Source organism: Nitrospina gracilis Nb-211 (assembly GCF_021845525.1).
Lineage (GTDB): Bacteria > Nitrospinota > Nitrospinia > Nitrospinales > Nitrospinaceae > Nitrospina > Nitrospina gracilis_A.
Genome location: NZ_JAKJKD010000001.1, coordinates 2,484,994 through 2,510,389, shown reverse-complemented (window position 1 = coordinate 2,510,389; position 25,396 = coordinate 2,484,994). Strand labels below are relative to the sequence as shown.

Below are 25,396 nucleotides of genomic sequence, written 5' to 3'. Positions count from 1 at the left end.
TGAATAACCGTTAAGATTTCGTTTTTGAGCCGCCGTTTTGAATGAGGTGGTTCACGATTTTCACATTGGCGGCGGGAAAGGTGTACTTGTCCAGTTGGCGAAGAGCAACCCAGCGCCATTGTTCGCAATGCGTGGGACGCAGGCGGCCGGATTCCACCGTGCAGTCGAACACATGCAGGGTCACGCGGAACCGGGTGTACGCGTGCCGGATGGTCATCACCTTTTCGCGGATGGCCACCTGCACGCCCAGTTCCTCCTGAATTTCGCGCACCAGACAGGCTTCCGCGTTTTCATGCGGTTCGCGTTTGCCGCCGGGGAATTCCCACAAGCCTCCCATGAGGCCGTTCCGCGGGCGTTGCTGGATGAACACCTTGCCTTCTTTTTGGATGATGGCGGCACTCACTTCGATTTTTTTTGTTGCAGTACGCTGTTTGGGCGGCGGGTACTTTTCCGGCTCGCCCTGCCGGTGCGCCTCGCAGTGCTGAACGATGGGGCAGAGCAAACACATGGGATTTTGCGGCAGGCAGAGCGTGGCGCCCAGCTCCATCAGCGACTGGTTGAAGTCGCCGGGCCGGTTTTTGGAAAGCAGGGATTCGGCGTGCTCCCACAGGGTGTTTTCGGATTGCTTCGTCGCACCGTTTTCCGCAAGCCCGAACAGGCGGGATACGACGCGCTTCACGTTGCCGTCGAGAACGGGCACGGGTTGGTCGTGGGCGATGCTCAGCACCGCACCCGCGGTGTAGCGCCCGATGCCGGGAAGCGACAGGATGCCCTCCAGCGTGTCCGGAACTTTTCCGCCGTGATCGCTCACGATTTGCTTGGCCGCCTTGTGCAGGTTGCGGGCGCGGGAGTAGTAGCCCAGTCCTTCCCAATGCTTCAGCACCGTGTTCTCGCGGGCGCGCGCCAGTTTCTCGACAGTGGGAAACGATTTGACCCAGCGTTCGTAATAAGGGATCACCGTTTTCACCTGCGTCTGCTGGAGCATGATCTCCGAGACCCAGATACGGTACGGGTCTTTCGTCTCACGCCACGGCATGGCGCGCTGGTCGGTGTCGAACCACTTGAGCAGAGCGCGCTGAATGGTTTTCACGTTTGCGGCGTGTTTCATGAATTCCGGCAATCCTCCGTAACGATCCAACTGGAGGAGGTGAGTGGAAAGAAGGGACGGATCAGACGCCGATGGCGTCCTTGCCCCAGATCCATTTGTGCAATTGCGTCTGGACGCGAACCGGCAGGCCGTCTTCCAGCACCCATTCGGTCAGGTCCTTCAAAGGCAGTTTGTCGTACACGGGCGAAAACAGGACCTGTGCTTTTTGATCGATATCGTATTTGCGCAAGGTGTCCCGGCTCCATTCATAATCGGTGCGGTCGGCGATGACGAACTTCACCTCGTCATGCGCCTGCAGGCGTCCGAGGTTGTCGTAGTGGTTTTGCAGTACCTCGCCGCTTCCGGGGCATTTGAGATCGACGATCTTGATCACCGCCGCGGGCACGCGTTCGATGGAAAGCGAACCGCCGGTCTCCAGCATCACCGTGTAATTACGGTCGAGGAGTGCCTGCATCAGCGGATACACCTCTTCCTGCAGGAGCGGTTCGCCGCCGGTGATCTCCACCAGCGAAATGCGATGCGGTGCCAGCGCGTCCATGATGGCATCCACGCTCATGGACTTGCCGCCGTAGAAGGCGTACTCCGTGTCGCACCAGCGGCAACGCAGGTTGCATCCCGTCAACCGCACGAACAGGCAGGGAAGCCCGACGCGGGTCGATTCCCCCTGAACGCTCTTGAAAATTTCGGTCACTTTCAACATAGGACGATTTTACCCCAACCCCCGGTCCGGTTCACGCCGAAAAACCAGGGCGGCAGGAGGGGGCCAGGCGGCGTGGCCGCTTTGGGGTGGCGGGGGGAGGAAATTTTTCCTATCATTGAAAAACTTTTCTGCATTGCGAACTTTTGAACCGAAGGAACTCATGAAACCCGTCGTCTCCGTCACCAACATTTTTTCCGAAACCGCACTCGACCGGCTTCGCCAGCGCTGCGAAGTGGTTTACAACGGCTCCGGCGTATCGCTGTCCGCCTCCGAGTTGAAACAACGTGCCGCTGAAAGCGATGCGATGGTCACCTACCTGTCCGACCGCATCGACAGCGAGGTGCTGGACGCGGGGAAGAAACTGAAGCTCGTTGCCAACTACGGCGCGGGCTTCAACAACATCGACGTCGCCTGCGCGCGGGAGAATCAAGTCTGGGTGACGAACACGCCGGGCGTCCTGCACGAGACCACGGCGGACCTCACCTGGGCGCTGATCCTGGGCATTGCACGCGCCATCGTGCCCGCCGACCGCTACACCCGCGCGGGACGCTTCACGGGCTGGCAGGCGAAGCTGTTTCTCGGCCACGATGTGTACGGCAAAACGCTGGGGGTGATCGGCTGTGGCGAGATCGGCCGCGCCGTCGCCAGGCGCGCGCTGGGGTTCGATATGAAAGTCCTGTACTGCCAGCGCAACCGCCTGCCGGAAGAAAAGGAAAAACGTCTGAATGCCACTTACGTGCCGCTCGAACGGTTGCTCCGGGAATCGGACTTCGTGACGCTCCACGTGCCGCTGACGGAGGAGACGCGGTACATGATCCGCGCCGAGCAGATCGCCATGATGAAGTCGACGGCGTACCTCATAAACACGGCGCGCGGCAAAGTGATGGATGACCGCGCCTTGGTGGAAGCGTTGCGGAAGGGGATGATTGCGGGGGCGGCGCTCGACGTGTTCGAAAACGAACCGGATCTGACCGAGGGCATGACGGAGCTGGATAACATCCTCATCCCGCCGCATATCGGCAGTGCCAGCCACGCCACGCGCGAGGTGATGGCGAACCTGGTGGTGGACAATGTGTTCGATGCGCTGGACGGCACCACGCCGCGCACGCTGGTGCCCGGCTGGAACGGAGGCTGAGCCTCAGCCGGATTGCACCATCAGTCCGCGTTGCACGAAACGGAAATCCAGAATCCGCGCGTTCTGCTTTTGCAAAACATCCTGAACGGCGAGCTTCTTCTCGGGCGGAACAAAAAAGGCCACGCACCCGCCGCCGCCGGCGCCGCACACCTTGGCGGCCAGCGTGCCCGCTTTTCCCGCGGCGCGGATCATCGTCTCCATTTCCTTCGTGCAGATGCCCGGAGCGAGAGCGCGGCGGGCTTTCCATTCCTCTGCGAACAGTTTGGCGAAGCGGTTCCAGCTTTTATTTTTGAGGACGACTTCCATCTCGCGCGCGATGGTGGCGATGCGCTGCAGGTTGGTTTTGACGGAGGATTTGCCGTTGATGGTTTCCTTGTACACCGTCCAGTTGTTGATGCCGGAGTTTCTGGGTTTTCCGGTGAAGCACAGGACGAATCGGCGGGTGGTGTCGGCCGGATCGAAGGTGATGCGATTCGATGCCAGCCGGTCGTAATACGGTTGCACCGCCTGCAGGCCGCCATACATGGCGGCGAAGTAATCCTGCGTTCCTGCCGGAACGTCGATGACCTGGGTTTCGATATTCTTGGCGATTTCTATCATCTGCTCGCGCCGGTAGCCGCGCCCGGTGAATCGGTTGAGTGCGCCGTTGAGGGCGATGTTGAGCGCCGACGAGCCGCCGATGCCGGAACCCGCAGGTGCGGCGCAGTGGGTGACGATTTCCAGCCCCTGCCTGGGCGCGTAAAACTTCACCAGCCGCAGAATCAATTCCAACGGGTGTTTTGTGTCGGGCAGGTGTTTCAGATTCGCGAAAGTGACGCGCCGGTTCAGGTCGCGCGACTCGACGATCAATTTGCGGTCGCGGCGCGGACGGATTTCCACCCGTGCGTAGAGATTGATGGCGGCGTTGAGGGTCGGCGGGTTGCCGAAGAAAAGATGGAGCGGCCACAGATCCAGCGTGCCGCCTGCGAGGTCGATGCGGGTCGGGGCGGAACTTTCAATCATGCTTTGGCCGGAAAGAGAGGGCAGGGGATCAGAGTTCGTCCTTGTCGTCGGCGACGCCCGCTTCCAGATCCTTCACCTTCATGCCCAGTTTGTTCATGAGTACCGGAAACGAGTCCTTCTTGATGATCTTGTTGAACTGCGAACGGTAGTTGCGGATCAGGCTCACGCCCTCGACGATGAAATCGTACACCTGCCAGTCATTGCCATTCTGGATTAGCTTGTAATCGACGCCGATGACATCGTTCTTTCTCACGATCTCGGTTTTCACCATGGCATACTTGCCCTTGATGACTTCATCGACGTATTTGATTTCCTCGTCCCGGTAGGACTCGATTTTCTTGGCGTAGGAGTTTTCCAGGAGCTGGCCGAACAGGTCGATGAAGTCCTTCCGCTCCTGCGGGCTCAGGTCCCGCCAGTTGCTGGCGAGCGAACGTTTGCCCATTTCGATGTAATCGAATTTGGGATTGATGATGCCGCGCAGTTTGGCGCGCCGCGCCTGCGGATCGTTTTTGTACTTTTCGTCGGTGACGACGTTGACGACCCGGTCGATGGTGGACTTCAACCCGTCGGTCACCGCCGACGCCCAGGCGCCGGAGACCATGGAGAGGGCCAGCGCGAAGGCCAGCGCTCCCAAGGACAGTTTGCAAGCCGATTGCTTTTTCATAAATAGATTCCGTGGAATTGGAATGATCAAACGTCGCCGAAGACCGCTTTGCTGATCAGACTTTCGAGATCGAGGGCCGGTTCGGTCTCAAGCATAAGGCCTCCCGGTGGCACGGTTTCCTCCGAGCCGCCCATGGAAAGACTTAAAATCTTGTCGCCGATGAGCCCGCGGGTTTTCACCGACACGATGGTGTCTTCCGGCAAGGTGATGTCGTTGCGGATTTTGAGTTCCACCCGCGCCATGCCCTTGTGCAGGCCGATGTCGCCGATGTTGCCGATGACCACGCCGGCGATTTCGATTTCACCGTTTTGGCGCAGACCGGACACGGTTTCAAAGTCCGCGTACACCGAGTAGTGGTCGGTGCCGAGGAGTTCCTTCTTGCCGAGTTTGAAGGACAGCCATCCCAGGCTGAGAATGCCCACGACCACGAACAGGCCCACGGCGATTTCAATACGGCGGCTATTCATTGAACGAAGTCTCCCGATTACCTGCCATTCGATTTTCAAGGATACCCGATTTGAGCCGGGGTTGTCAGTTGTTAATTGATCTGGATGGGACCGTCGAGGTCCCCGTTCAAAAACTGCCGCACGGCGGCGTTTTCTGACTGCTTTATTTCGTCCGGTGTCCCTGCTTCGTGGATGACGCCGTCGAACAGCATGGCCACCCGGTCCACGAAACCGAACACTTCCGGAATATCGTGGCTCACCATCACGGCGGTGAAGCCGAACTGCCGCTGGGTGTCGAAAATCAGCTGGTGGATCGCTTTTTTCATGATGGGGTCGAGGCCGGTGGTGGGCTCGTCGAACAGGATGATCTCCGGTTGCGTGACCAGGGCGCGGGCGAGCCCCACCCGTTTTTTCATGCCACCGCTGAGCTCGGCGGGGAACTTGTGGTTCATGCCGACGATGCCGACGTTGGCCAGCCCCTTCTCGACGCGTTCCCTGATTTCCTCTTCCTTCATCTTCGTTTTCTCGCGCAGGGGAAAGGCGACGTTGTCGTACACGCTCATCGAGTCCAGCAGGGCCGCGTTCTGAAACAGCATCCCGAACTTCTTGCGCAATTCGTTGAGCTGGTGTCCGTCGGCCTTCGTGATGTCGTCGCCGTTCACCATCACGGTGCCGGCATCCGGTTTGAGCAGGCCGATGATGTGCTTGAGCAGAACGCTTTTTCCCGTGCCGCTCCGGCCGATGACGGCGGTGATCTGTCCGTTCGGAATTTCAAGGTTCACGCCGCGCAGAACTTCCTGGGTGCCGAACCGTTTTTGCAGGTTGTGAATTCGAATCATGGCGTCAGATCATGAAGGAAGTGATGACGTAATCCCAGACGAGGATGTTGACCGAGGACAACACCACCGCGTGCGTGGTGGCCTGGCTGACGCCCTCCGCGCCGTGGCCGCTGTAGCGTTCGACGAAATAGCCTTCAAAACAGCAGATCCACGCCATGAGGAGGGCGAAGCAGATGGATTTTACGATACCGCTGTACACGTCCTTCCATTCCACGCTGAGTTCCATGCCGCTGACAAACGATCCGGCGCTGACACCGAACATGTGCACACCCACCATGTAGCCGCCGAAAATGCCGACGACATCGAAGATGGCGGTGAGCAGGGGGATGGCGACCAGCGCGGCCACGACCTTCGGCATCACCACGTACTTGAGCGGGCTGAGCGCCATGGTGTCCAGCGCGTCGAGCTGTTCCGAGATGCGCATGATGCCGATCTCCGCGGCGATGGCACTGCCCGCGCGGCCGGTGACCATGAGCGCGGCAAGTACGGGGCCCAGTTCGCGGATGATGGTCAGCGCCACGGCGGAACCGAGCAGGCCTTCCGATCCGAATTTACGGAGCGAGTAATAACCCTGCATGCCGAGCACCATGCCGGTGAAGACGGCAGTGAGCAGGATGACGAACAGGGATTTGACGCCGATGAAGTTGGCCTGCTTGATGGTTTCGCGGAGTTTGAACGGCGGGCGGAATGTCCAGCCGATCACCTGCAGAAGAAAAATCAGCCGCACGCCCAGTTTCTGGATGAAGTCGAGGGTGAGGCGTCCTGTCGTTTGCAGAAAATTCATGTCCGGGGTGTGTTGCCTCCAGGAACCGCGTTCCGGTTCCCGTCGCTTTGAGGGGTGCCTTGATCGCAGGTTGGGTGTCGATGCCGCCCGGTGGAGCGGTGGATTGAAGCCGGCGAAACCGCCGGGTCCGTCGTGTTGCGGAAACCCGGGCCGAAGCTCACCCGGCTCCGGGTTTGTTTTTATTCTGAACTTCGAGAGTCAACAGGTGTTCCAACTGCCTCAGTTCCGTTTCCGGGATCTTCGCGTGGAAGCTCAGGTAATTGTCAGCATCCTGCTTCATCTGCCGTAAGATTTCCACGTATTTTCCGAAGTTGATGGACAGTTTTTCCATCACGTCGGACAGGCCGGTGCGCCCACCCTGCAGGGACTTGAGGCTGGTGGCGGCGGAAAAATAATAAGACCCGCCCTTGTCCATGTAGGCCTCACTGTCCTGGTATAAGTCGGAGCGGAACAGCCCCAGGTTCAGCAGAAGGAAGTCCGCGTTCACGCGGAACAGGGTGAAGCGGTTCGACTTGCTGTTGAGCGACACGGCAATGCGGCCCGCGTCGGAATTGATATCGATGAGGTACTCGTTCACGCAGGCGAGGGACCGTGGATTGGCCAGCTCGGAGAGCGTCAGCGTGATGTACTGGTTGACGTCCTCCTCGTACCTCAGGTCGTTGTCCTTGACCTCTTTCCAGTTGGCCTCCAGCCACTCTTCACTGCGTCCATCGGTGAAGATGGGATCGAACCCCTCGTTGGACTCGTACCCGGTCTTGATCCGGGCGCTCAGAAATTGATGGGAGAAAAACGACTCGGTGGTGTCCTCCTCCCGCAGATCGACGTGTGTGAACTTGATCGGCATTTCATCACTCCCACAAATCGACAGTCATTCAGTTTTCACTTGAGCAGGATCCATGTGAATCCATCCGACCCCTATTATTTTAATGCGCCGCCGGGTGGAAGCCAACGGTTAATCAAAAGAATTTGAAAAAATTGAATCTATGGGAAAACGGTGCGAGCGTATTCCCTTCTACTGGCAGGAATTTCAGGTCTTTTTGGATACAATGTTGCGTTATCCATTTCCCGAAAACCACACGCAGGTGAAAGCGCGGTTATCCGTGTGCGTATAAGAACTAATCCCATCCTTTCCGTTCCCGGACCGGAGATGGGTATCACGTATTCCAACGAACTGACGCCGCGCAATTTCATCGATCCTTTCTATTTCGGCCTGGGGTTGCACGATTTGGTAAGCCGGATGGAGATCCGTTGGAGCGATGGCGCTGTGTCCACGATTTCCAAGCCCCTGGCCGCGGGCGGGGGATACCTCATCTCCCGCAATTGAGCCTGAGCGGGCGTCCTTCCTCAATTAATCCACACAGACCCGGTCTCGACGGGATACAATGGGAAGATTGGTCCAACTCGGAACTTCCTTTATGGCCATTTATCAAAGAGCCTTATGCTGGGTCCGGCGCGATTTGCGCCTTCGGGACCACACCGCGCTCGCGGCCGCCACCCGTCAGGCGCGTGAGGTGATCGTGGTGTTCGTGTTCGACACCAACATCCTGCGCCAGCTTGAGGACAAGGATGACCGGCGCGTCACTTTCATCCATCATTCCTTAAAGGAAATGCAGGCGCGGCTGGCCAAAAAAGGGTCCAGCCTGCTTGTGTGTCACGGCGATCCGGTGCTGGACATCCCCCGCCTCGCGCAGGAGCTGAAGGCCGAAGCGGTGTTCACCAACCGTGATTACGATCCCTACGCCAGAAAGCGCGACCGCATCATCGAGCAGAAACTCAAGATCTGGGATGTCGCGTTCCATTCGTATATGGACCAGGTGGTGTTTGAGTACCCGGACATCGTCACGCGGCAGGGAGAGCCGTTCAAGATGTTCACGCCTTATAAAAACGCCTGGCTGGGGACGCTCCGGCCGGAGCATGTGGCGGAAGAAAAGCCGAACCTCAAGCGGCTGGCCCCGGTGAAGGCATTCAAGGAATGGATTGATCCGTGGGACCTGGAATCCATCGGTTTCAAGGAGAACAATCTGTGGGTGCAACCCGGCGAGGAGGGAGGCCGTGCGGCGTGGAGGAAATTTCAGAAGCACATTCACCGCTACCACAAGGACCGCGACTTTCCCTCATTGAAGCACGGCACTTCCGGTTTGTCCGTGCATCTGCGCTTCGGCACCATTTCCATACGTGACCTCGTACGCTTTGCCATGAGGCGCGAGGATGAAGGCTCCCGCGCGTGGCTGTCGGAGTTGATCTGGCGCGAGTTCTACCAGACCATTCTCGACCGCTTTTCATACGTGGTGCGCGGGGCGTTCCGCTCGGAATTCGACCGCATCCAGTGGCCGGGCAAGGAAGTCCATTTCAAAAAATGGTGCCGGGGTGAGACGGGCTATCCCCTTGTCGATGCGTCGATGCGCCACTTCGCTCGCACCGGGTGGATGCATAACCGTCTGCGCATGGTGGTGGCGTCGTTTCTGGTGAAAGACCTGCTCGTCGACTGGCGCCAGGGCGAGGCGTGGTTTGCGCGCAAACTCCTGGATTTCGAGCTCGCGTCCAACAATGGCGGCTGGCAGTGGTGTGCCTCCACCGGTTGCGACGCACAACCGTGGTTCCGCATTTTCAATCCCGTCACCCAATCCAAAAACTTCGATCCGGAAGGCCGCTTCATCCGCGAAAACCTGCCGGAGCTCGCCGGGTTCTCCAACACCCACATTCACTGGCCGCACGAGGCGCCCGAATCTGAAAAAGAGAAGGCCGGGTGCCATCTGGGAAAGGATTACCCGCACCCGATTGTGGATCACGCCGTCCAGCGGGAAAAGGCGTTGCAGTTGTTTCAGGATGTCGCCCAGACTGCCGTGACCCAGACGGAAAACTCCTGATCCCCCCAATCACCTCCCATTCCCACTCAGGGAATTTCACACCCGTTTTCTATCCCTGTCTTGATTTTTGTCTAATTTTTTTTTGAAACCCCTCCCCCTCGTAGGGCCCACAGACCTGCCTGCGCTTCCCAACCCTCAAGATAGTTGAGTAAAAACTCATTTAATATCAATGCTTTGTAAAACAACTATACAAAATAATGCTTTTTGTTTAAAAAATATTTGACAAATTTAATAAAATGTCTAATATTTATCTTATACAAAGCAACCGGGCAGTCTGAATCCAACAAACCGAAACAAAGCATAAAAGGAGAAACACCATGAAACGCTTCCACCAAATCAAACAATCCGCAGCCATTCTTTCCTTCGTCCTGATCGCGTCCGGCACCGCCGGGGCCTCGTCGGTTCACGAGCATGCCACCGTTCCGGTCAAGTGGGAATTTTCGAAAACCATTCAGTCCAAAATCGACCGCAGTCTTCAGGAAAAAATTTCTATGGGAACCTTGGGGCTCAGCAAGTTTGAGCAACGCAAGCTCGATCACTACGGCATTAAAGTGAACAACCGTTTCCAAAGTCACTACAAAGGGCATGTGATGGATGTGGAACGCACCACGATGGGCCTTCGCGTGATCGGAGTGACGGGCATGAGCCGCATCGCCGCCACCGAGACGATTCCGATTCGTAAGCTGGAGACGATCGATGCCGTGATGATGAGCGGAAGTGAAGATCATGCCGGTCACGACCATGCCGTGCGCAAGGTCGAGTGGACTTTCGGCCACGGCACGCAGGCGAAGATCATGAATCGCCTCAACAGCACTTCCGGCCCGGCCCTCGTCGGGTTGAGCGGGTTCGAGCACACTCTGTTGGATGAGTACGGCATCCGCATCGGCAACACGTTCCAGGCCGATGTCATGGGCCTGCCTTATCTGGTCACCCGCACCTCCGGTGGACTGCGTGTGGACCGGAAACTGCAAGGCGGCATGGTTGCCGAGCGGCCGGTATCCGGCCATGCGGACCGGTTCTGACCGGTCCGCACGGGGAGAAGGAAACAGGTTTTAAACCAATTTGAACAGGAGGAACCAAGCCATGAATACGATTAGAAAAAATTCCGCGATCATGATACTGTGCGCCCTGATTCTTGCCTCTGCGGGAACCGCTTCCGCCGGCGAAACCAGAGTCGGCGGCTACGAATGGATGCACGGACCCAACAGCACCGTGCTTCTCAAGCCCGGCTGGGTCACCAGTTGTCAGAACGATTTCATCATTGAGAACAGCTCATCGACCCGCGCCCGGGTGCAGGTGGATCTCGGCATCGAAAAGTTCCGCACCGATTCCATCACGAGCAACGGAAAACGGCTGTACTCGATGCGGGAAAGCCTTTCGTTCGCCAAGCAGTTGGGCAAAACCGTGCACATGGATGACGTGGCCCTGGTCCGCAACGAAAGCAAAGAAGCCGCCGTACGGGTGCACTGCTGATGAATGAGCAGGGAACCGGAATCATGAATGCCATGACCGAAACCGCCAAATGGATACCGATCGGAGAATTGTCGCGACTGACGGGGATCAGCACCCACACCCTGCGCATCTGGGAAAAGCGGTATGGGACGCCGCAGGCACATCGTCTTCCTTCGGGTCATCGCCGGTATCCGCGAGATGAAGTCCCCCGGCTGAGGGCGGTGGCGCAGGCACTGGATTCCGGTTTCCGTGCTGGACGCGTGGTGGGAGCTTCCCTGGAAGAATTGCAGGCCTTGCTTGGGGTCGGGCCTGGCAAATCTTCCAGGGGAGCTCCTGTTGCTAAGGGCGGCTCTGCCAAAGAGGCGACCCAGGCCGTCATGGTGGAGAACTGGATACACGCGGTTCATTGTTATGATGAAGCCTTGCTCACCCAAAGCCTGCATGAAGAATGGGGGCGGCATGGACCGCTGGGCTTCATTCTGGATTACGCATCGCCGTTTCTGAAACGCCTCGGTCAAGGCTGGGCGATGGGAGAGCTTACGGTATCGCAGGAGCACTTCGCTTCCGAGCGTCTGTCCGATTTTCTGGCCGGCAAGTGGCGCACCCTCAACGACCGCAAGGAGGGCCCGGCGGTGGTGCTCACCACCCTGCCGGGGGAGACGCACCGGCTGGGCCTGCTGATGTGCGCCGTCATCACATCGCTCACCCGGTTCAAGGTTCTGTACCTGGGGGCCGACACGCCTCTCAGCGATGTTTTGGACGCCGTCCGCAGATCCGAGGCGCGAATGGTGGCCGTCAGCGTGTCTTCGTGGATGGCTCGCGGGGAGGTGGAAGCCGCCCTGATGGAGTTGAGAAAGGGATTGGCAAAGGACGTGGAGCTGGTCGCCGGCGGTGCGGGTGCTCCGGACGGCCTGCCCGGCATTCACTGTTTCTCTCAGTTCCGCGAATACTTCGACTGGTTGTCCGCAAAGCCGACCGCGTCCTGACTCCCAGCCCGGGCGCATCTTTACGGCGCTTCACCCCCCTGCTTTGGAAAACGCATTAGACCTTTCCCGTGTTTTCTGTAAAAATAAATCAACGGTATTTTCCCGGAGTTTCTTCTTCAATCCATACATCCCATTCCCATGCTCTGGAACCGCTACCCAGGCTACAATATCCTTACCATTCTGCTGGCAGCCTTCAATTTGTTCCATATGGGGATCGTGCTTTCGTCCTTGGTGACGGGACTGATGAGCGGCATCCTGTGGGCGGCGGACAAGCAGGCGTGGGCGCTGGTGTTCCTGGTCATCGCGAGCGGGGGATTGTTACAGCAGGTCGCCTCCCGCATCGTCCACGTACTGTCCATCCGCGGCCTGCGTCGAAAAGGCGGTGGCTTGCAGGTGAAGAATCCCCGTAATGGACAATGGCTGGACTGGGACCAGGTGCTTTCCTTTGAGAAAACCAGCTTCCCATCGTCCGGCGTCAAGCGTTCCTACGCCAACTATCCGGGTATCCGTTTCGCACTGAAGAAAGATCCCCGGTCGGAGGAAGAGTCCTTGCTGGTGGCGGAAGACCGGTTTGGCTGGGGCATGGAGCCGGTGCGCGACCGGGTGTTTGACGACCTGCTTAGAAAGTACCCGCAAAACGGGGTGGACATGTGATGGAAAGAAAAACCCGCTCCGGCCCGCCTGACAGCCGGAGCGGGATGGGCTTCAGGGAAGGGTCCCCCTGTCCACCCAGTTGTTCAGGTAAAACTCATTTGAAAACCGCCAGATCATCCTTTTCCGATTTGGGGTTTTCCGGCAGTTGAATGCAACGGAGCCGGATGTCGGATTTCGGCCCCAGATTGATGATCACCGCCTCATCCTCTCCTTGCTGGATTTGATGGCCGTGGAATTTGGCCGTCAGTATGGTTCCCGGCAGACTGAAGGCGCGGCGTTCCTGCGGGTTCAGCAGCTCATCGACGTACACCTTGTGGCCCAGCACCACTTTGAGATCGGCCGTCTCCCCGGCCATGTTTTCCACGATGAAATCCGTTTTGCAACGTTCCGCTTCCCCGGGTTTGATCACCGTCATCTTGACCGTGGCGGGCGTGGTGACACTTTGCTGTTGTGCCGCCGCCAAGCCGGGGAAAAACAGGCACACGAGAAGCACGGTCCCCGCTATCCAATTCGTTTTGTTATTCATAACCCAACTCCCTCCAAAGTTTTGTGAGTAGGTCGGTCCGCCTGGACCCTCTCCCCCTTCCGGGCTACAGGTGGAAATGCATGCATACACCTCAATATGTTCCCGTTCTTCGGTTTGGCAAGCACTGTCGCCGCGGATTTTGTTTCGGAAAGGGTGATCGGCACGGTTTTCCAGACGGGGAAGGCCGAATGGGCCAGAATCCGTGCGAAAAATCATAATGTTCTGACAAAAATTGTCAGAAATTATTACGGGTTGCCGATAAAATTTACGCCGTTTTTGTCCTCATTAGCCCAAAGGTATTGAAAAATAACAAAAGTGAGTGAGGGGGTGCCGAACTGGCCGGGTTTTGGCACGGATTTGGAATAAAAAGGGTAAAAGGAGCGTGATTTGCTAAAAACAGGTAGGCCACGATTCAATAAACGAGAGGGAGGAACCTTGCAATGAAAAAAGCAATCGTAACGATGATGATCGTTTTATTTGTGAGCTTTTTAGCGACGGCGGGCACCGCCTTTGCCAAGCCGCCGGAGCACAGTAACTCCAAAAGCCAGGGGTGCAATGCCAGCGATCAGGGCAAAGCGCACGCCAACCCGGACCACTCGGTGCCTGGCTCCTGCGACGAAGAGCCGGCTCCGGACCCTGCGCCGACCGGCTCGGAGGAACCGACGGATCCGGCTCCGACCACCACCACGAGCACTACGGAACCCCAGCCTTCCGCTACCTGCGATGGCTCGGATCCGTTCAACCCGGCTTGCATGTAATTTCAAGCCAGGAGTAACGTCCCACAAGGCCCGGCGCCCTTTATGGGTGCCGGGCTTTTTATTTTGGCCCGGCCGGTAGGGGCATCCCGTATAATGAAGTTTCACTTTTCAGATATCAGAAAGCGGGAGGCTTGAATGCACGGGATCAAGAATGGAGTCAGACTGGCGGCGGGGTTGGTGTTCTGGGGCCTTTTCGCCGCAGGCACGGCGTATGCGGAAATCGACCCGGAAAAAGACCGCGACATCCGCAAACTGCTCCGCGTCTCCGGAATCTACCAGCAGTTGGATTACATGAAGGAAGGCGTGCTGGATGCCTATGGCGCCATGATCGCTTCCGCTTATCCCAAAGTGCCCGATGCGTTTTGGAAGGATTATTACGGCCTCGTCGGCGACAAAGAGATGAAGAGTCTCATCGACCGCGTGGTGCCGGTTTATGATTCGCACATGTCGCACGACGTGATCAAACAGCTCATCGGCATGTTTGAAAACCCGTTCTGGGAGGAATGGAAAAAGAAGATGCCTGTCATCAGCCGCGAGGCGGGGCTGGCTGGCAATGAATGGAGCCAGGAACTGGTCAAATCCGAGGCATTTCGAAAGCAGGTGGATGCGCTGGTTGCGAAACACAAGCTGGAAGCCTTGAACCCCAAAGGCACGCCTCCACCGGCCTCATCAAAATAAATTCTTCTGCAGGAACGGAAACCCGCGTCATGGACGCTTTCGCCAGGAGGAAACCATGAGCACCCAAACGGTCGATAAGGTTCGGGTCCTTTTCTTTGTGATCGCCATGCTGTGCCTGGGCGCGTCCCCTCTTTTTGCCGGCCCGGAATCTTCGGAAACCGATCCCGCCCCGGTCTGTGGAGAAAATGTTTCCGAAAAAGCGGGTGATCCCGAATCCGGATCCGCCGCCTGCGAGCCGGTGGCCGACCTCGACCCCAAGGGCGGGGAAGATCCCTCCGATTTCAAGCCCAGCGCCGGAGAGGATTCCCACAAGAAACCGGCGCCGGAGAAAAAATCCCTGCCTCAATGTTCCGATCCCCTTTATGCCGAGGCCAACCCGGGGTTGTGTTTTTAAGGTGGCAAACGGAAAGCCGCAAGCCGCAACTCACCGGTCGCGCACCCGGGCCGCGTTCAGTTTGAAGTCAGGAACGGGAGTTCGCGGAAGCCGTGACGGGGTGTTCCTCGCTGGGCCACTCGAAGATGGCGAATGAAAACACTTCAAATGGGCCGATGTCGTCGTACAGTTTCACCAGCCGCAACTCTGGATTTGCCTGCCTCGTCTGATCGAGAGGAAACATCCGCAAACTGCTGACAAAGTAAAGCCGCCTGCCTTTCAGTTCCTGCACGGAAACGGTGCGCCGGTCCTTCACCTGGTATTTGGAGGACACGGCGACGAACTCCTGGGCGTTCTTCAGGGAATGAGGGAAAGAAATCGGCCGCCACGCCTCATAGAGATCGATCCCCGGCTGATCCTTCAAATACAGATAGAGCGCATCGCTCGGTATCCCCAGCTTGAACGTGAGGAATACGGCGATCGGTCCCTTTCGACTTTCGTTTTTGAGAAAGTTCACCGCATCGGCGACGGCGTGGGGCCCTTCGGGGTACCGCACGTACTGCCAGTGGTCGATCTCCGTCCATGCCACTTTTTGCGGTGCGGCGAGGTAGCGCAGGTCCCACTTCCATGCCGGAATCAGGCAGGCCACGCCCAGCGCAAAGGCCGCCGTCCCAGCCACAAGCGGCGAACGCGGTTGCAGGGCGTTGTTGACGTGCGCCATCAAAACGCGCAAACCGTCCGCCGCCAGAATAGCCAGCGGCGGCAGGGCCACGAGGAAGTAACGCGGATACGCCACCTCAGCAAAAATGAGGAACACCGCCGTCGGCAGAAAAAACCACATCAGCATAAACACGGCGGTCCGGGGTTGAGATCGGAGTCCCATTGCCGCTCCCACCACGGCGAGGATCAGCACCGGTAAGGTGACGTACAGCAATCCGACTTCACTCAGCTCCCTCAGGTGCGGCCGAAGTTGTGGGTGATCGAATGTGAAAACGGCAAGCAGGGTGTCGAGCAGGGGGACCTTGTGATGCAGGACCTTGCTCGAATGAGGAAAAATATAGTCGGGTTCATGCAACAAAAAGGGCAGGGCGAGAAGCCCGAACACCGCGCCGCTCACCATGAGCCGCTTCCAGAGTGCGATGTTGCGGGGGCGGTTGTATAAAAACACTGCCAGCACGGGCAGGGCGAGAAACATCAGCAACGGCGTTTTGGTGAGAAAGCCCAACCCGGCGAACCCGCCCAGCGCAACCGCCCATCGCCACGACGGCGCGTCGTCCTTTGCCAGGTGCAGGCCCGCGTACACGGTCCAGATGACACACGCCGCCAGCAGGGCGTCGGTCAACCCCAGCCGGTCGTGGGTCAAAACCAAAGGCAAAGACAGGTAGATCAACGCCGCCAGCGCCGCCGTCTTCCGTGAATAGAGGAGTGCGCCGATGCGCCATACCCCGATCACCGCCAGCGCTCCGGCCACCACCGAAATCATTCTCGACGAGACGAGGAAATTGTCGAACCATCCCAGCGTGACCGCGTTCAGCCAGAAAAACAAAGGCGGCTTGCCGTCTACCGCCGAGACAAATAAAGAAGAGGGGTCGTTGCGGATGATGTCGGCCCAGCGCAGGTAAATGGCTTCATCGAACACCATCGGCAGGCCCAGCAGGGCAAACAGGCGTGTGGCGGCATAGAGCGCAACAAGAAATACAGGCGCAAAAAATGGATGCGTGAAAAACGATCTCATACAAGGCTGGCAAGCAATCCGTTCAAATCCTTCAAAACAGATTCGTGCAATTAACTCGAAATTTCAAATTTTAAATTCCTGAACACAGGGTTGTAAAACGCACGCGGCGCGGATACAAGGGCAACGGGAGCCTTTTGCAAAAAGGACTTCCAGCTTGCCCTCCGCTTGGATGCAAAACAATGAAATACCGTGCGTTAAGCCCGATAATAAAGCGAATCCCGCCCCCTTGCCTTACCATCTAAATATTAAGTGCCAAGCGGTTTTTGGGGACCTATATTCATTAAAAGGTTGTATGGGTTCACTAGAGAAGGGAGGCATGGCATGGATACAGCATCCCGGCTGGGAATCAGGAAGGTGTTTTCGGTGGAGTTCGTGGTCGATTTCTTTGACCGGAGCCGGAACTTTTACATCGAGAAGATGGGCCTGGTGGAAACCCATCATTCCACGCCGCAATGGGAAGAGCGCTTCAAAAGCAAAGCCCTTTATTTTTCCGCCAACGACGTGCGCCTGATGGTCTCGACGCCCCTGTCGAACCACAGCTACACGGCGCAATACCTTAAAATTCTCTGCCCCGGCATCCGCAACGTCACCCTGCAGGTGGAAGATCTCGACCGCGCCGTCGATTACCTGAAAGAGCATCACGCCACCTTCGTGCATCCGGAAAAAGTGGTGGAAGCGGGCGACAGCCGCCACCGCTTCATCACCATCGCCACGCCCATCGGGTTTCTCGAGATCACATTTCTGGAGGTGACCGGCAACGAGGAAGACATCCCCATGTTCGAGAAGGTGCCGCACCCGCCTGCGGAGCAGTCGCCCTTCAAGAATATCGATCACATGACGATCAACGCCCGCACGCTGTATCCGGTTTACAATTTTTTCGAGCACGTGATGGATTTCAAAAAATTCTGGAGCGTGTCGTTCCACACGCCGGACACCCGGTCCGGGCGCAAGGGCACGGGGTTGTCGTCGCAGGTGATGTACGATCCGGGATCGCAGGTGAAATTCGCCACCAACGAACCGCTGTACCCGCACTTCAACGAATCGCAGATCCAGACCTTCGTCGAGCGCAACCACGGTGCGGGCATCCAGCATATTGCGCTGGCGGTGGACAACCTGCTGGAAACGGTGGAGACGCTGAAGGGCCGCGGCATCGAATTCCTCGACACGCCGGACACGTATTACGACATGCTTCCGGAACGCATCGCCAAACAGAATATCGGCGAGATCAGGGAAGAGATCAAGGATCTCAAGAAAGCGGGCATCCTGGTGGACGGCGAAAACGGCGACTACCTCCTGCAGATTTTTCTGAAGGATGCGTCGGGCCTCTACCATGAGGAAAATGCGGGTCCGTTTTTCTTCGAGATCATTCAGCGCTGCGGGCATCCGGGATTCGGTGAGGGCAACTTCCGCGCGCTGTTCGAAGCCATCGAGATGCAGGAGTCGGTTTCATGAAACTGTTGCGTTACGTGGGGCCCGGCCAGCCGCCGCACGACGGCCTCCTGCACGGAGGCCGGGTGTTTCCGTTGATCGGCATGAACACGGTGGAGGCGCTCAGCGCCCTGCATGAGGACGATTCTCTCTGGCACCGGGTCATTGAACAACCGGGCTTGCCGCTGGACGTGGTCACGCTTCTGCCGCCGGTGGAAAAACCCGGCGCGTTCATGGATTTTTACACCTTCGAACAGCACGTCAAAACTGCGCGGAGCAAGCGGGGGCTGGAGATGGTGCCGGAGTGGTACCAGTACCCGGTGTGGTACAACGGCTCGCCGCGCTGTTTCAGCGGTCACAACTCGACCGTCGTGTTCCCCCCCGGCGAGCCGAAAAAAGATTTCGAACTGGAGCTGGGCGTGGTCCTCAAAAAGGAATGCCGCGGCGTGACGGAGAAGGAGGCGGCCGACTGCATCGGCGCCTACACCATCGCCAATGATTTTTCCGCGCGTGCCCTGCAGGCCGAAGTCATGAAAGTCGGGTTGGGCCCGGCGAAGGGCAAGGACTTCAACACCGGCCTTGGCCCGTGGATGGTGACGCCGGACGAAATCCCCGATCCGCGCAACCTCACCATGCGCGCCTGGGTGAACGGCGAATTGCTGACGGAAGCCAACAGCGGTTCGTCGCATTTTACCTTTGAACAGGCCATCGCCTTCGCCTGCGAGTACCAGACGTTGTACCCCGGCGACGTGCTGGCCAGCGGCACCGTGGGCGGCGGTTGCGGACTGGAACTGGACCGTTTTTTGAACAGCGGCGACGTGGTCGAACTCGAAATCGAGCACATAGGGAGGCTGACCCACAAGGTCGGTTGAATTTTCATGTTCCGATACATGCAGTTGGGCGACATTTCACCCATGCACCACACCGCGCACTATGCGGGATCGAAACTGCTCAACGAATACTGCTTCACCCGCGAAGGGTTTGAGGAACCGTATTCGATCCTGTACATGCACCACCCGCCGACCGGCGAGTCCATGCGCGAGGTTTATACCGAAGCCACGTGGGGACGCCCCGCACCGCGCGAGGATTCCCTGCTCGAGCGGCGGCATTTCCGGGGCTGGCAGGTTCAGCCGGACAAGCATTTCATCTCCGGTCGCACCCTGCTCGCGTTCAACGACGATCTCACCTACGGCCTGTGTCATCCGGCAATGGAAGAGATGGCGTTTTTCGCCAACAATGACGCCGACGAACTGTTCTTTCTTTATAAAGGAGAGGCGACCCTGCAAAGCCTGTTTGGCAAAATAAAATTGCGCGCGGGCGACTACCTCATCATCCCGCGGTCGTGTCCGTACCGGTTCCGCTTCGACGCTCCTCCTGGCTTGCTGTATGTCGAGGGCAAACGCGACATCGATATCCCGCATGAGTTCCGCCACGATGCGGGGCAATTCAAGATGGATGCGCCATATTCGGAACGCAGTTTTCGACTGCCGGAGTGGGATACGGACCTGTTCGAGAACGAAGAGCCGGTGTCCATCGTGCGCAAGCGACAGGGCGCATTCACGCGCACGCATTACTCTGAAAACTATTTCCGTCTGGAAGGCTGGGACGGCTATGTGTATCCGTACGCGATCAATCTCGACGCCATCCAGCCGAAGACCGGGCGTGTGCACCTGCCGCCCACCTCGCACCTCACGTTCATGGGCGGGGGATTCGCGGTGATGAGTTTTCTGCCGCGGCCTTTGGATTTCGATTCCAGGGCGGTGCCGTGTCCGTTTTATCACTCGTCGGTCAACTGCGACGAATTGCTGTTCTATCATTCCGGAAACTTCACCAGCCGCAAGGGCATCGAACGCGGCTCGATCAGTTACCATCCGTCGGGCATTCCGCACGGACCACACCCCGGCGCGTATGCCGGGTCCATCGGTGCGAAACAGACCGAGGAGCAGGCGGTGATGGTCGATACCTTCGCACCGATGACATTGACGGCGGAAGGCGAGGCGCTGGAGGACCCGGATTATCCCAAAAGCTGGCAGGAGACACGCACATGACCCAACACAACGGCTATGCCGCCATCCGCCCGGCGGACCATTTCTGGGTGGACGTGTATCACCTGATGAACTCCATCGTGCAACCGCGCCCCATCGCGTGGATTTCCAGCATTTCCGCCGATGGCAAGCGCAATCTCGCGCCGTTCAGTTATTTCAATATCTGTTCGATGAATCCGCCGATGATCTCCAACTCGATCTTCTTCAACCGCGACGGATCGGAAAAGGACACGCTGAAAAACATCAAGGCCACGCGCGAGTACGTGGTGGGCGTGGTGTCGTTCGAGGCGGCGGACAAGGCGAACCTGAGTTCCGCGCCATTCGACTACGGCGTCAGCGAGTTCGAAGAAGCCGGGGTGGCGGTGGTCGAACGCGGCCAGGGCAAACCGCCGTTCATCGCCGAAAGTCCGGTACAGTTGGTGTGCGAGCTCAACCGCACCGTGCCTTTGGGAAGCGGCGCGGGCGCGGGCACGCTGGTGCTGGGCGACGTGCGCGAAATCTATCTCTCCGAATCCCTCACCGCCATCGAATGGCAGAAAGGCATCCCTCCCGAACTGCTGAACACCGTCGGCAGGATGGGCGCGGACTACTACACCAAGACCACCGATCGGTTCCGCATGGAACGCCCCACGGTCAAAAAATGACGGGCCAGCCTGAAAGGTCAATCACATGAACCGGGAAAATTCCTTCACCTACATTTATAGTGCTGTGCGCACGCCCATCGGGCGGTTCAACGGCACGCTTGCACCCGTGCCCGCGCCGGAGTTGGCGGCGTTCGCCATCCGCGAAGCGTTGAGGCGCGGTGGATTCGAGGGCGAGGACATCGACGAGGTGATCCTCGGCAACGTGCTGTCGGCAGGCGTGGGGCAGGCCCCGGCGCGGCAGGCGGCGTTGCATTCCGGCATCCCGGACAGTGTCGGCGCCACCACGGTCAACAAGGTGTGTGGTTCCGGCATGAAGGCGGTGATGATGGCGGATCAATCCATTCGGCTGGGTCAATCCGACTTCGTCGTCGCCGGCGGCATGGAGAACATGAGCCGCGCGCCGTTCCTGGTGCCGCACATGCGGCGCGGTCACAAGCTGGGCAACGCGCACATGGTGGACGGCATGATTCACGACGGACTGTGGGACCCGCACGAGAACCGCCACATGGGTGAGTTGAGCCAGATCCTCGCGCACCGCCTCGGTTACACCCGCGAAGTGCAGGACGCCTATGCGAAGGAAAGCTACACCCGTGCGCGCAAGGCGATGGACAAGGGCATCGTGGCGAAGGAACTGGTGACGGTTCCCGTATGGCACCGGACTTATACGCAGACCGTCGATCACGACGAACAGCCGCATCTCGACAATTTGGATCAATTCGACACCATGCCGCCGGTGTTCGAAAAGCCGGGCGGCACCATCACCAAAGCCAACGGCGCGAAACTGAGCGACGGCGCGGCGGCGTTGGTTATCGGCAAGCCGTCGGCCAACCACAAACCGCTGGCGCGCATTCTGGGGTATGTCACGCACGCGCAGTCGCCGGACACGTTCGCCCTCGCTCCGGTGGAAGCAATCCGGAAAGTGCTTGCGGCGTGCCTGATGGAAATGAAGGACATCGACCTGTTCGAGATCAACGAAGCCTTCGCGTCGATGTCGCTTGCGGTGCACGATCAATTGGGCCTCGATCCGGAGAAGGTGAATGTGCACGGCGGGTCGATTGCGTTGGGTCATCCCATCGGTGCAACGGGCGCGCGCATCCTGGTGACTCTGCTCAATGCGCTCAAGACGCACGGCAAAAGGCGCGGTTGCGCCAGCCTGTGCATCGGCGGCGGCGAGGCCACGGCGATGCTGGTCGAACTGGTGTGACGCGATTCACCTGACTTTTTTAAGGAGACGGTGATGAACCCGATCCTGTGGCGGCCTTCCAAGCAACGGGTGCGCCATTCGCACATGGCCCGATTCCTAAAAGGCGTGAACCGGGAATTCGGCCTGCACATTCACGATTACGCCACCCTGCACCGCTGGTCGGTGAAGCGCCTCGAACAGTTCTGGGAATACTACCTGCGCCAGTCAGGGATTGATCTCACCCGCCCGCCGAAACAGACTCTTTCCTCCCGAACCATGCCCGGTGCGGTGTGGTTCGACGGCGCGGAGCTCAGTTACGCGGCGAACCTGCTGAAGGGGCCGGGAAACAAGACGGCGATCATCAGCCGCTCGGAGACGCGTCCCACCACGCACATGACCTTCGACACCCTGCGCCACCAGGTGGCGTGCTTCGCTTCCGCTCTGCGTCGGGCCGGTGTGGAGAAGGGCGACCGCGTGGCGGGCTATCTGCCCAACATCCCGGAGACGGTGATCGCCATGCTGGGCACGGCGGCGGTGGGCGCGGTGTGGACCTCGTGCTCGCCGGATTTCGGATTGCAGGGCGTGCTCGCCCGGTTCGGCCAGGTGGAGCCGAAAGTGCTGGTCACCGTGGACGGTTATACCTACAACGGCAAGGCGCATTCTCTCGACGATCGCATAAAGCAACTCGTGCCGCAGATCAAGGGACTGTGCGACGTGGTCCTCGTTCCATACCTGAATGAGCAGTACGACCTCTCCAAACTAGACCTTCCTTCCGCGGTGCCATGGAGTGAATTTGCGCGTGAAGGGGGCGACGTGGAGTTGCGGTTCGATCCGGTGGGCTTCAACGATCCCTTGTTCATCCTTTACTCATCCGGCACCACGGGACTGCCGAAAGGCATCGTGCACGGTGCGGGCGGCACGTTGTTGCAGCATCATAAGGAACACGCGCTTCATACCGACATTGGTCCCGAGGACGTGGTGTTCTATTACACCACCTGCGGATGGATGATGTGGAACTGGCTGGTTTCGGCGCTGGCCCGGCAGGCGACGATCGTGCTCTACGAAGGTTCGCCCGCGTATCCGTCCATTGACGTGCTGTGGCAGTTAGTGGAGGAAACGGGTTGTACGGTTTTCGGTACCAGTCCGAAGTTTCTCGCCATCAACCGCGAGCAGGGGAAGGTGCCGGGGAAAACGGCGGACCTCTCCAGCCTGAAAGCGATTCTTTCCACCGGCTCGCCGCTGGACCGCGAAGGCTTCCGCTACGTGTACCGCGCTATCAAGAAGGACGTGCAGTTGTCGTCGATCTGCGGCGGCACCGACATCATCTCCTGTTTCATGCTGGGCAATCCCATATTGCCGGTGCGCGAGGAAGAGATCCAGTGCCTGGGGCTGGGCATGGACGTGGCGGCGTTCAATGCGGAGAACCAACCGGTGGTGGGCGAGCAGGGGGAACTGGTGTGCCGTTCGCCCGCGCCGTCCATGCCGGTGGCGTTCTGGAACGATCCCGACGGAGCGCGTTACCGCAGTGCGTACTTCGAGAAGGTGCCGGGCGTGTGGGTGCACGGCGACTACATCACCATCACCGAGGAAGGCGGCGTCATCGTTTACGGACGGAGCGACGCCACGCTCAACCCCGGCGGCGTGCGTATCGGCACCGCGGAGATTTACCGCGTTGTCGAAAACCTGCCTGAGGTGGAAGACAGCCTGGTGATCGGCATCGAGGAAGCGGGCGATATCCACGTCCTCTTGTTTGTGGTGCTGGCGGAAGGGTGCACGCTCGATGATGCGTTGCAGGCGCGTATCCGCCAGGCGTTGAAGACTGAAGAATCGCCGCGCCATGTGCCGCACGAGATTTTCCAGGTACGCGAAGTGCCGAAGACGATGAACGGCAAGAAGGTGGAGCTGGCGGTGCGCGGGGTGTTTTCCGGCACGTCTCCGGCGAACCTGCACGTCATTGCCAACGCCGGGTGCCTTTCGGAATATGAGGATCTGTACGGCCGGAGACTGGCGTTGCGCGGCGAGTGACCGCCCTCTTGTAAAAAACCGGCACGGAGACCGGAAGGCCCCGTGCCGGTTTATTTTTACGCCAAAATTAGCGACTCTAAATAGTTCAGGCCCCCACGACGAGCGGATAGTAATTCCGCATGGCTTCGCGGTTGTGCCGGTCGCGGTCGAGGCCCATCCAGAACGTATAGATCGCGTCCAGCGCTTTTTCGCCCGCCTGCAGAAACTTTTCGCTGTCGAAACCGGGCTTGTAAAACGCCTGCTTCAATTCCTCCAGGACGTTGTCGCCGTGCCCCTTCTCGCTGTTGAAATGGAACTCGAAGAAGTCGAGCGGGATGGCGGGGTCGCCGTAGGCGTTGCAGGTTTCGTTGTAGATTTCGAGGCCGTCGATGAGCTCCTTCCAGAAGTTGTTGGACTCCTCGGCACCCTGACCGATGCCCCACGCCGCCCAGGTTTCGATGGCGTAGCTGGCGCCGCGTCCCACCTCTCCGTCCTTACTGCCGTAGGTTTCCTCCAGGCCGCGGATGAAGCGCCTTGTGGAAGGCGTGGCCGTGTTCCAGCTACCCAGCAATTCCGGGTTCAGGCCCAGCGGTTGGGCCGTATCGCGCAACCAGTTGATGTGCGCCCAGCGGGTTTTGAACGGTTGGTTTTCGGTGGTGCCATCCGGGTTGATGTGCACCCCCAGTTCGTTGGCCAGAATGTAGCGCGCGTGTGCCTCCGCTTCCAGGTCCGGTGCGTGCATCATGCGCATCATCTGCACGAGCAGAAACCATTTCGAAAACACCGCGAATTGTGTGAACAGGTGAATCAAATCCTCGAGGGTGAACGTGCCCTGCCGGAACCATTTGCAATAGGGGTTGTACACGATGACAGGATGCTGGTGAATGCGCGTCTGAATGGTCGCCCAAAAATTGTCGAATTGCTTTTTGGAGTTCATGGCAAACCTCGATGTTGTTTAATGGTGCCTGGACACATGGAACGGAGCTTTTCATCAAAAAAGGTCCATCTGTATTTAAGGTAATCCTCCATGGGGGAATTTTCCATTCAAACAGAAGGGGGATGGAAACCCTGAACTGTCCCTTCAGCGAGTTTCGGATAATCGAAATAAAACCGTTTTTTGTAAGAAAATTTTGGACTCCGGCGAAGGATAGGCAACCCCCATGAGTGGACCAGGGAAGATTCAATTGCAGAATTTAAGGGGTGGGTTTGATGCTTCCAGTGCATGAAAGCATTTTAAATACAAGGGTTATGGCTGAATGCGGAAATTGTGGGGGAGCACGCCTGTAGGAAAATCCTTATAAAAAATATTCTGTTCACCTAAATTCTGTGAAAAGAATGGTAGTTTTCAGATAAAATGGTCGCAAGCTAAGCGGTTAAGAAATCAG

Annotated in this window: 28 protein-coding genes; 16 read left to right on the top strand and 12 right to left on the bottom strand. The window is 58.3% G+C overall.

What is annotated here, in order from left to right:
- Positions 1-10: 10 nt before the first annotated feature.
- A complete protein-coding gene (mutY, locus tag J2S31_RS11810; RefSeq protein WP_237099294.1) occupies positions 11-1,108 on the bottom strand; it encodes an A/G-specific adenine glycosylase in 1,098 nt (365 codons plus the stop codon).
- 61 nt (positions 1,109-1,169) lie between these two features.
- Positions 1,170-1,808 carry a radical SAM protein gene (locus tag J2S31_RS11805; protein ID WP_237099293.1) on the bottom strand — a complete coding sequence of 213 codons (639 nt, stop codon included), beginning with the start codon at positions 1,806-1,808 and terminating at the stop codon, positions 1,170-1,172.
- A gap of 160 nt (positions 1,809-1,968) precedes the next feature.
- On the opposite strand from J2S31_RS11805, the gene J2S31_RS11800 reads away from it, so the two are divergent.
- The gene (locus J2S31_RS11800; protein ID WP_237099292.1) at positions 1,969-2,943 is read left to right on the top strand and encodes a 2-hydroxyacid dehydrogenase; all 975 of its coding nucleotides are present in this window, start codon (positions 1,969-1,971) and stop codon (positions 2,941-2,943) included.
- 3 nt (positions 2,944-2,946) lie between these two features.
- Here the strand turns inward: J2S31_RS11800 and J2S31_RS11795 are convergent, their stop codons facing one another.
- The 6 genes from J2S31_RS11795 to J2S31_RS11770 form a co-directional block, all read right to left on the bottom strand.
- Positions 2,947-3,945, bottom strand: a complete 999-nt coding sequence (locus J2S31_RS11795; protein ID WP_237099291.1) for a GHMP family kinase ATP-binding protein — start codon at positions 3,943-3,945, stop codon at positions 2,947-2,949.
- A 28-nt stretch (positions 3,946-3,973) separates the two neighbouring features.
- Positions 3,974-4,609, bottom strand: coding sequence for an MlaC/ttg2D family ABC transporter substrate-binding protein (locus J2S31_RS11790; protein WP_237099290.1), 636 nt, complete (start codon positions 4,607-4,609; stop codon positions 3,974-3,976).
- Between the two features lie 26 nt (positions 4,610-4,635).
- Positions 4,636-5,076 carry an outer membrane lipid asymmetry maintenance protein MlaD gene (mlaD, locus tag J2S31_RS11785; protein WP_237099289.1) on the bottom strand — a complete coding sequence of 147 codons (441 nt, stop codon included), beginning with the start codon at positions 5,074-5,076 and terminating at the stop codon, positions 4,636-4,638.
- Positions 5,077-5,147: 71 nt separating this feature from the next.
- Positions 5,148-5,894 carry an ABC transporter ATP-binding protein gene (locus J2S31_RS11780; protein ID WP_237099288.1) on the bottom strand — a complete coding sequence of 249 codons (747 nt, stop codon included), beginning with the start codon at positions 5,892-5,894 and terminating at the stop codon, positions 5,148-5,150.
- A gap of 4 nt (positions 5,895-5,898) precedes the next feature.
- Positions 5,899-6,678 carry an MlaE family ABC transporter permease gene (locus tag J2S31_RS11775; RefSeq protein ID WP_237099287.1) on the bottom strand — a complete coding sequence of 260 codons (780 nt, stop codon included), beginning with the start codon at positions 6,676-6,678 and terminating at the stop codon, positions 5,899-5,901.
- 157 nt (positions 6,679-6,835) lie between these two features.
- The gene (locus J2S31_RS11770; RefSeq protein ID WP_237099286.1) at positions 6,836-7,522 is read right to left on the bottom strand and encodes a hypothetical protein; all 687 of its coding nucleotides are present in this window, start codon (positions 7,520-7,522) and stop codon (positions 6,836-6,838) included.
- Between the two features lie 303 nt (positions 7,523-7,825).
- On the opposite strand from J2S31_RS11770, the gene J2S31_RS11765 reads away from it, so the two are divergent.
- From J2S31_RS11765 to J2S31_RS11745, 5 genes are all read left to right on the top strand, one after another.
- Complete coding sequence (locus tag J2S31_RS11765) at positions 7,826-8,002, top strand: hypothetical protein (protein WP_237099285.1); 177 nt, start codon at positions 7,826-7,828, stop codon at positions 8,000-8,002.
- A 91-nt stretch (positions 8,003-8,093) separates the two neighbouring features.
- Positions 8,094-9,545, top strand: coding sequence for a cryptochrome/photolyase family protein (locus J2S31_RS11760; RefSeq protein WP_237099284.1), 1,452 nt, complete (start codon positions 8,094-8,096; stop codon positions 9,543-9,545).
- Positions 9,546-9,862: 317 nt separating this feature from the next.
- Positions 9,863-10,567: a hypothetical protein gene (locus J2S31_RS11755; protein WP_237099283.1), complete on the top strand. Its 705-nt coding sequence runs from the start codon at positions 9,863-9,865 to the stop codon at positions 10,565-10,567.
- A 61-nt stretch (positions 10,568-10,628) separates the two neighbouring features.
- Positions 10,629-11,018: a hypothetical protein gene (locus tag J2S31_RS11750; protein WP_237099282.1), complete on the top strand. Its 390-nt coding sequence runs from the start codon at positions 10,629-10,631 to the stop codon at positions 11,016-11,018.
- Between the two features lie 23 nt (positions 11,019-11,041).
- Positions 11,042-11,983: a MerR family transcriptional regulator gene (locus J2S31_RS11745; RefSeq protein WP_237099281.1), complete on the top strand. Its 942-nt coding sequence runs from the start codon at positions 11,042-11,044 to the stop codon at positions 11,981-11,983.
- A gap of 30 nt (positions 11,984-12,013) precedes the next feature.
- Here J2S31_RS11745 and J2S31_RS11740 read toward each other — a convergent pair whose 3' ends face one another.
- Positions 12,014-12,190: a hypothetical protein gene (locus tag J2S31_RS11740; protein WP_237099280.1), complete on the bottom strand. Its 177-nt coding sequence runs from the start codon at positions 12,188-12,190 to the stop codon at positions 12,014-12,016.
- A gap of 9 nt (positions 12,191-12,199) precedes the next feature.
- On the opposite strand from J2S31_RS11740, the gene J2S31_RS11735 reads away from it, so the two are divergent.
- The gene (locus tag J2S31_RS11735; RefSeq protein WP_237099279.1) at positions 12,200-12,637 is read left to right on the top strand and encodes a hypothetical protein; all 438 of its coding nucleotides are present in this window, start codon (positions 12,200-12,202) and stop codon (positions 12,635-12,637) included.
- A gap of 94 nt (positions 12,638-12,731) precedes the next feature.
- On the opposite strand, the gene J2S31_RS11730 is transcribed toward J2S31_RS11735, so the two are convergent.
- Positions 12,732-13,163: a hypothetical protein gene (locus J2S31_RS11730; protein WP_237099278.1), complete on the bottom strand. Its 432-nt coding sequence runs from the start codon at positions 13,161-13,163 to the stop codon at positions 12,732-12,734.
- Positions 13,164-13,603: 440 nt separating this feature from the next.
- On the opposite strand from J2S31_RS11730, the gene J2S31_RS11725 reads away from it, so the two are divergent.
- The 3 genes from J2S31_RS11725 (at position 13,604) to J2S31_RS11715 (ending at position 14,993) form a co-directional block, all read left to right on the top strand.
- Positions 13,604-13,921, top strand: coding sequence for a hypothetical protein (locus tag J2S31_RS11725; protein ID WP_237099277.1), 318 nt, complete (start codon positions 13,604-13,606; stop codon positions 13,919-13,921).
- 135 nt (positions 13,922-14,056) lie between these two features.
- Positions 14,057-14,599 carry a DUF2059 domain-containing protein gene (locus J2S31_RS11720; protein ID WP_237099276.1) on the top strand — a complete coding sequence of 181 codons (543 nt, stop codon included), beginning with the start codon at positions 14,057-14,059 and terminating at the stop codon, positions 14,597-14,599.
- Positions 14,600-14,654: 55 nt separating this feature from the next.
- Complete coding sequence (locus tag J2S31_RS11715; RefSeq protein ID WP_237099275.1) at positions 14,655-14,993, top strand: hypothetical protein; 339 nt, start codon at positions 14,655-14,657, stop codon at positions 14,991-14,993.
- Between the two features lie 67 nt (positions 14,994-15,060).
- On the opposite strand, the gene J2S31_RS11710 is transcribed toward J2S31_RS11715, so the two are convergent.
- Positions 15,061-16,707, bottom strand: coding sequence for an ArnT family glycosyltransferase (locus tag J2S31_RS11710; protein WP_237099274.1), 1,647 nt, complete (start codon positions 16,705-16,707; stop codon positions 15,061-15,063).
- Positions 16,708-17,028: 321 nt separating this feature from the next.
- Here J2S31_RS11710 and J2S31_RS11705 point away from each other — a divergent pair, with 321 nt between their 5' ends.
- The 6 genes from J2S31_RS11705 to J2S31_RS11680 are packed head-to-tail and all read left to right on the top strand — an operon-like array spanning position 17,029 to position 24,032.
- Positions 17,029-18,159: a VOC family protein gene (locus J2S31_RS11705; protein ID WP_237099273.1), complete on the top strand. Its 1,131-nt coding sequence runs from the start codon at positions 17,029-17,031 to the stop codon at positions 18,157-18,159.
- Positions 18,156-19,007, top strand: coding sequence for a fumarylacetoacetate hydrolase family protein (locus J2S31_RS11700; RefSeq protein ID WP_237099272.1), 852 nt, complete (start codon positions 18,156-18,158; stop codon positions 19,005-19,007). Before J2S31_RS11705 ends, J2S31_RS11700 begins: the two co-directional genes overlap by 4 nt.
- Positions 19,008-19,013: 6 nt before the next feature.
- Positions 19,014-20,183: a homogentisate 1,2-dioxygenase gene (locus tag J2S31_RS11695; protein WP_237099271.1), complete on the top strand. Its 1,170-nt coding sequence runs from the start codon at positions 19,014-19,016 to the stop codon at positions 20,181-20,183.
- Positions 20,180-20,824, top strand: coding sequence for a flavin reductase family protein (locus J2S31_RS11690; RefSeq protein WP_237099270.1), 645 nt, complete (start codon positions 20,180-20,182; stop codon positions 20,822-20,824). Before J2S31_RS11695 ends, J2S31_RS11690 begins: the two co-directional genes overlap by 4 nt.
- 25 nt (positions 20,825-20,849) lie before the next feature.
- The gene (locus J2S31_RS11685) at positions 20,850-22,028 is read left to right on the top strand and encodes a thiolase family protein (protein ID WP_237099269.1); all 1,179 of its coding nucleotides are present in this window, start codon (positions 20,850-20,852) and stop codon (positions 22,026-22,028) included.
- A gap of 33 nt (positions 22,029-22,061) precedes the next feature.
- Positions 22,062-24,032 carry an acetoacetate--CoA ligase gene (locus tag J2S31_RS11680; protein WP_237099268.1) on the top strand — a complete coding sequence of 657 codons (1,971 nt, stop codon included), beginning with the start codon at positions 22,062-22,064 and terminating at the stop codon, positions 24,030-24,032.
- Between the two features lie 85 nt (positions 24,033-24,117).
- Here J2S31_RS11680 and J2S31_RS11675 read toward each other — a convergent pair whose 3' ends face one another.
- Positions 24,118-24,948, bottom strand: a complete 831-nt coding sequence (locus tag J2S31_RS11675) for a hypothetical protein (protein WP_237099267.1) — start codon at positions 24,946-24,948, stop codon at positions 24,118-24,120.
- Between the last annotated feature and the right edge of the window lie 448 nt (positions 24,949-25,396).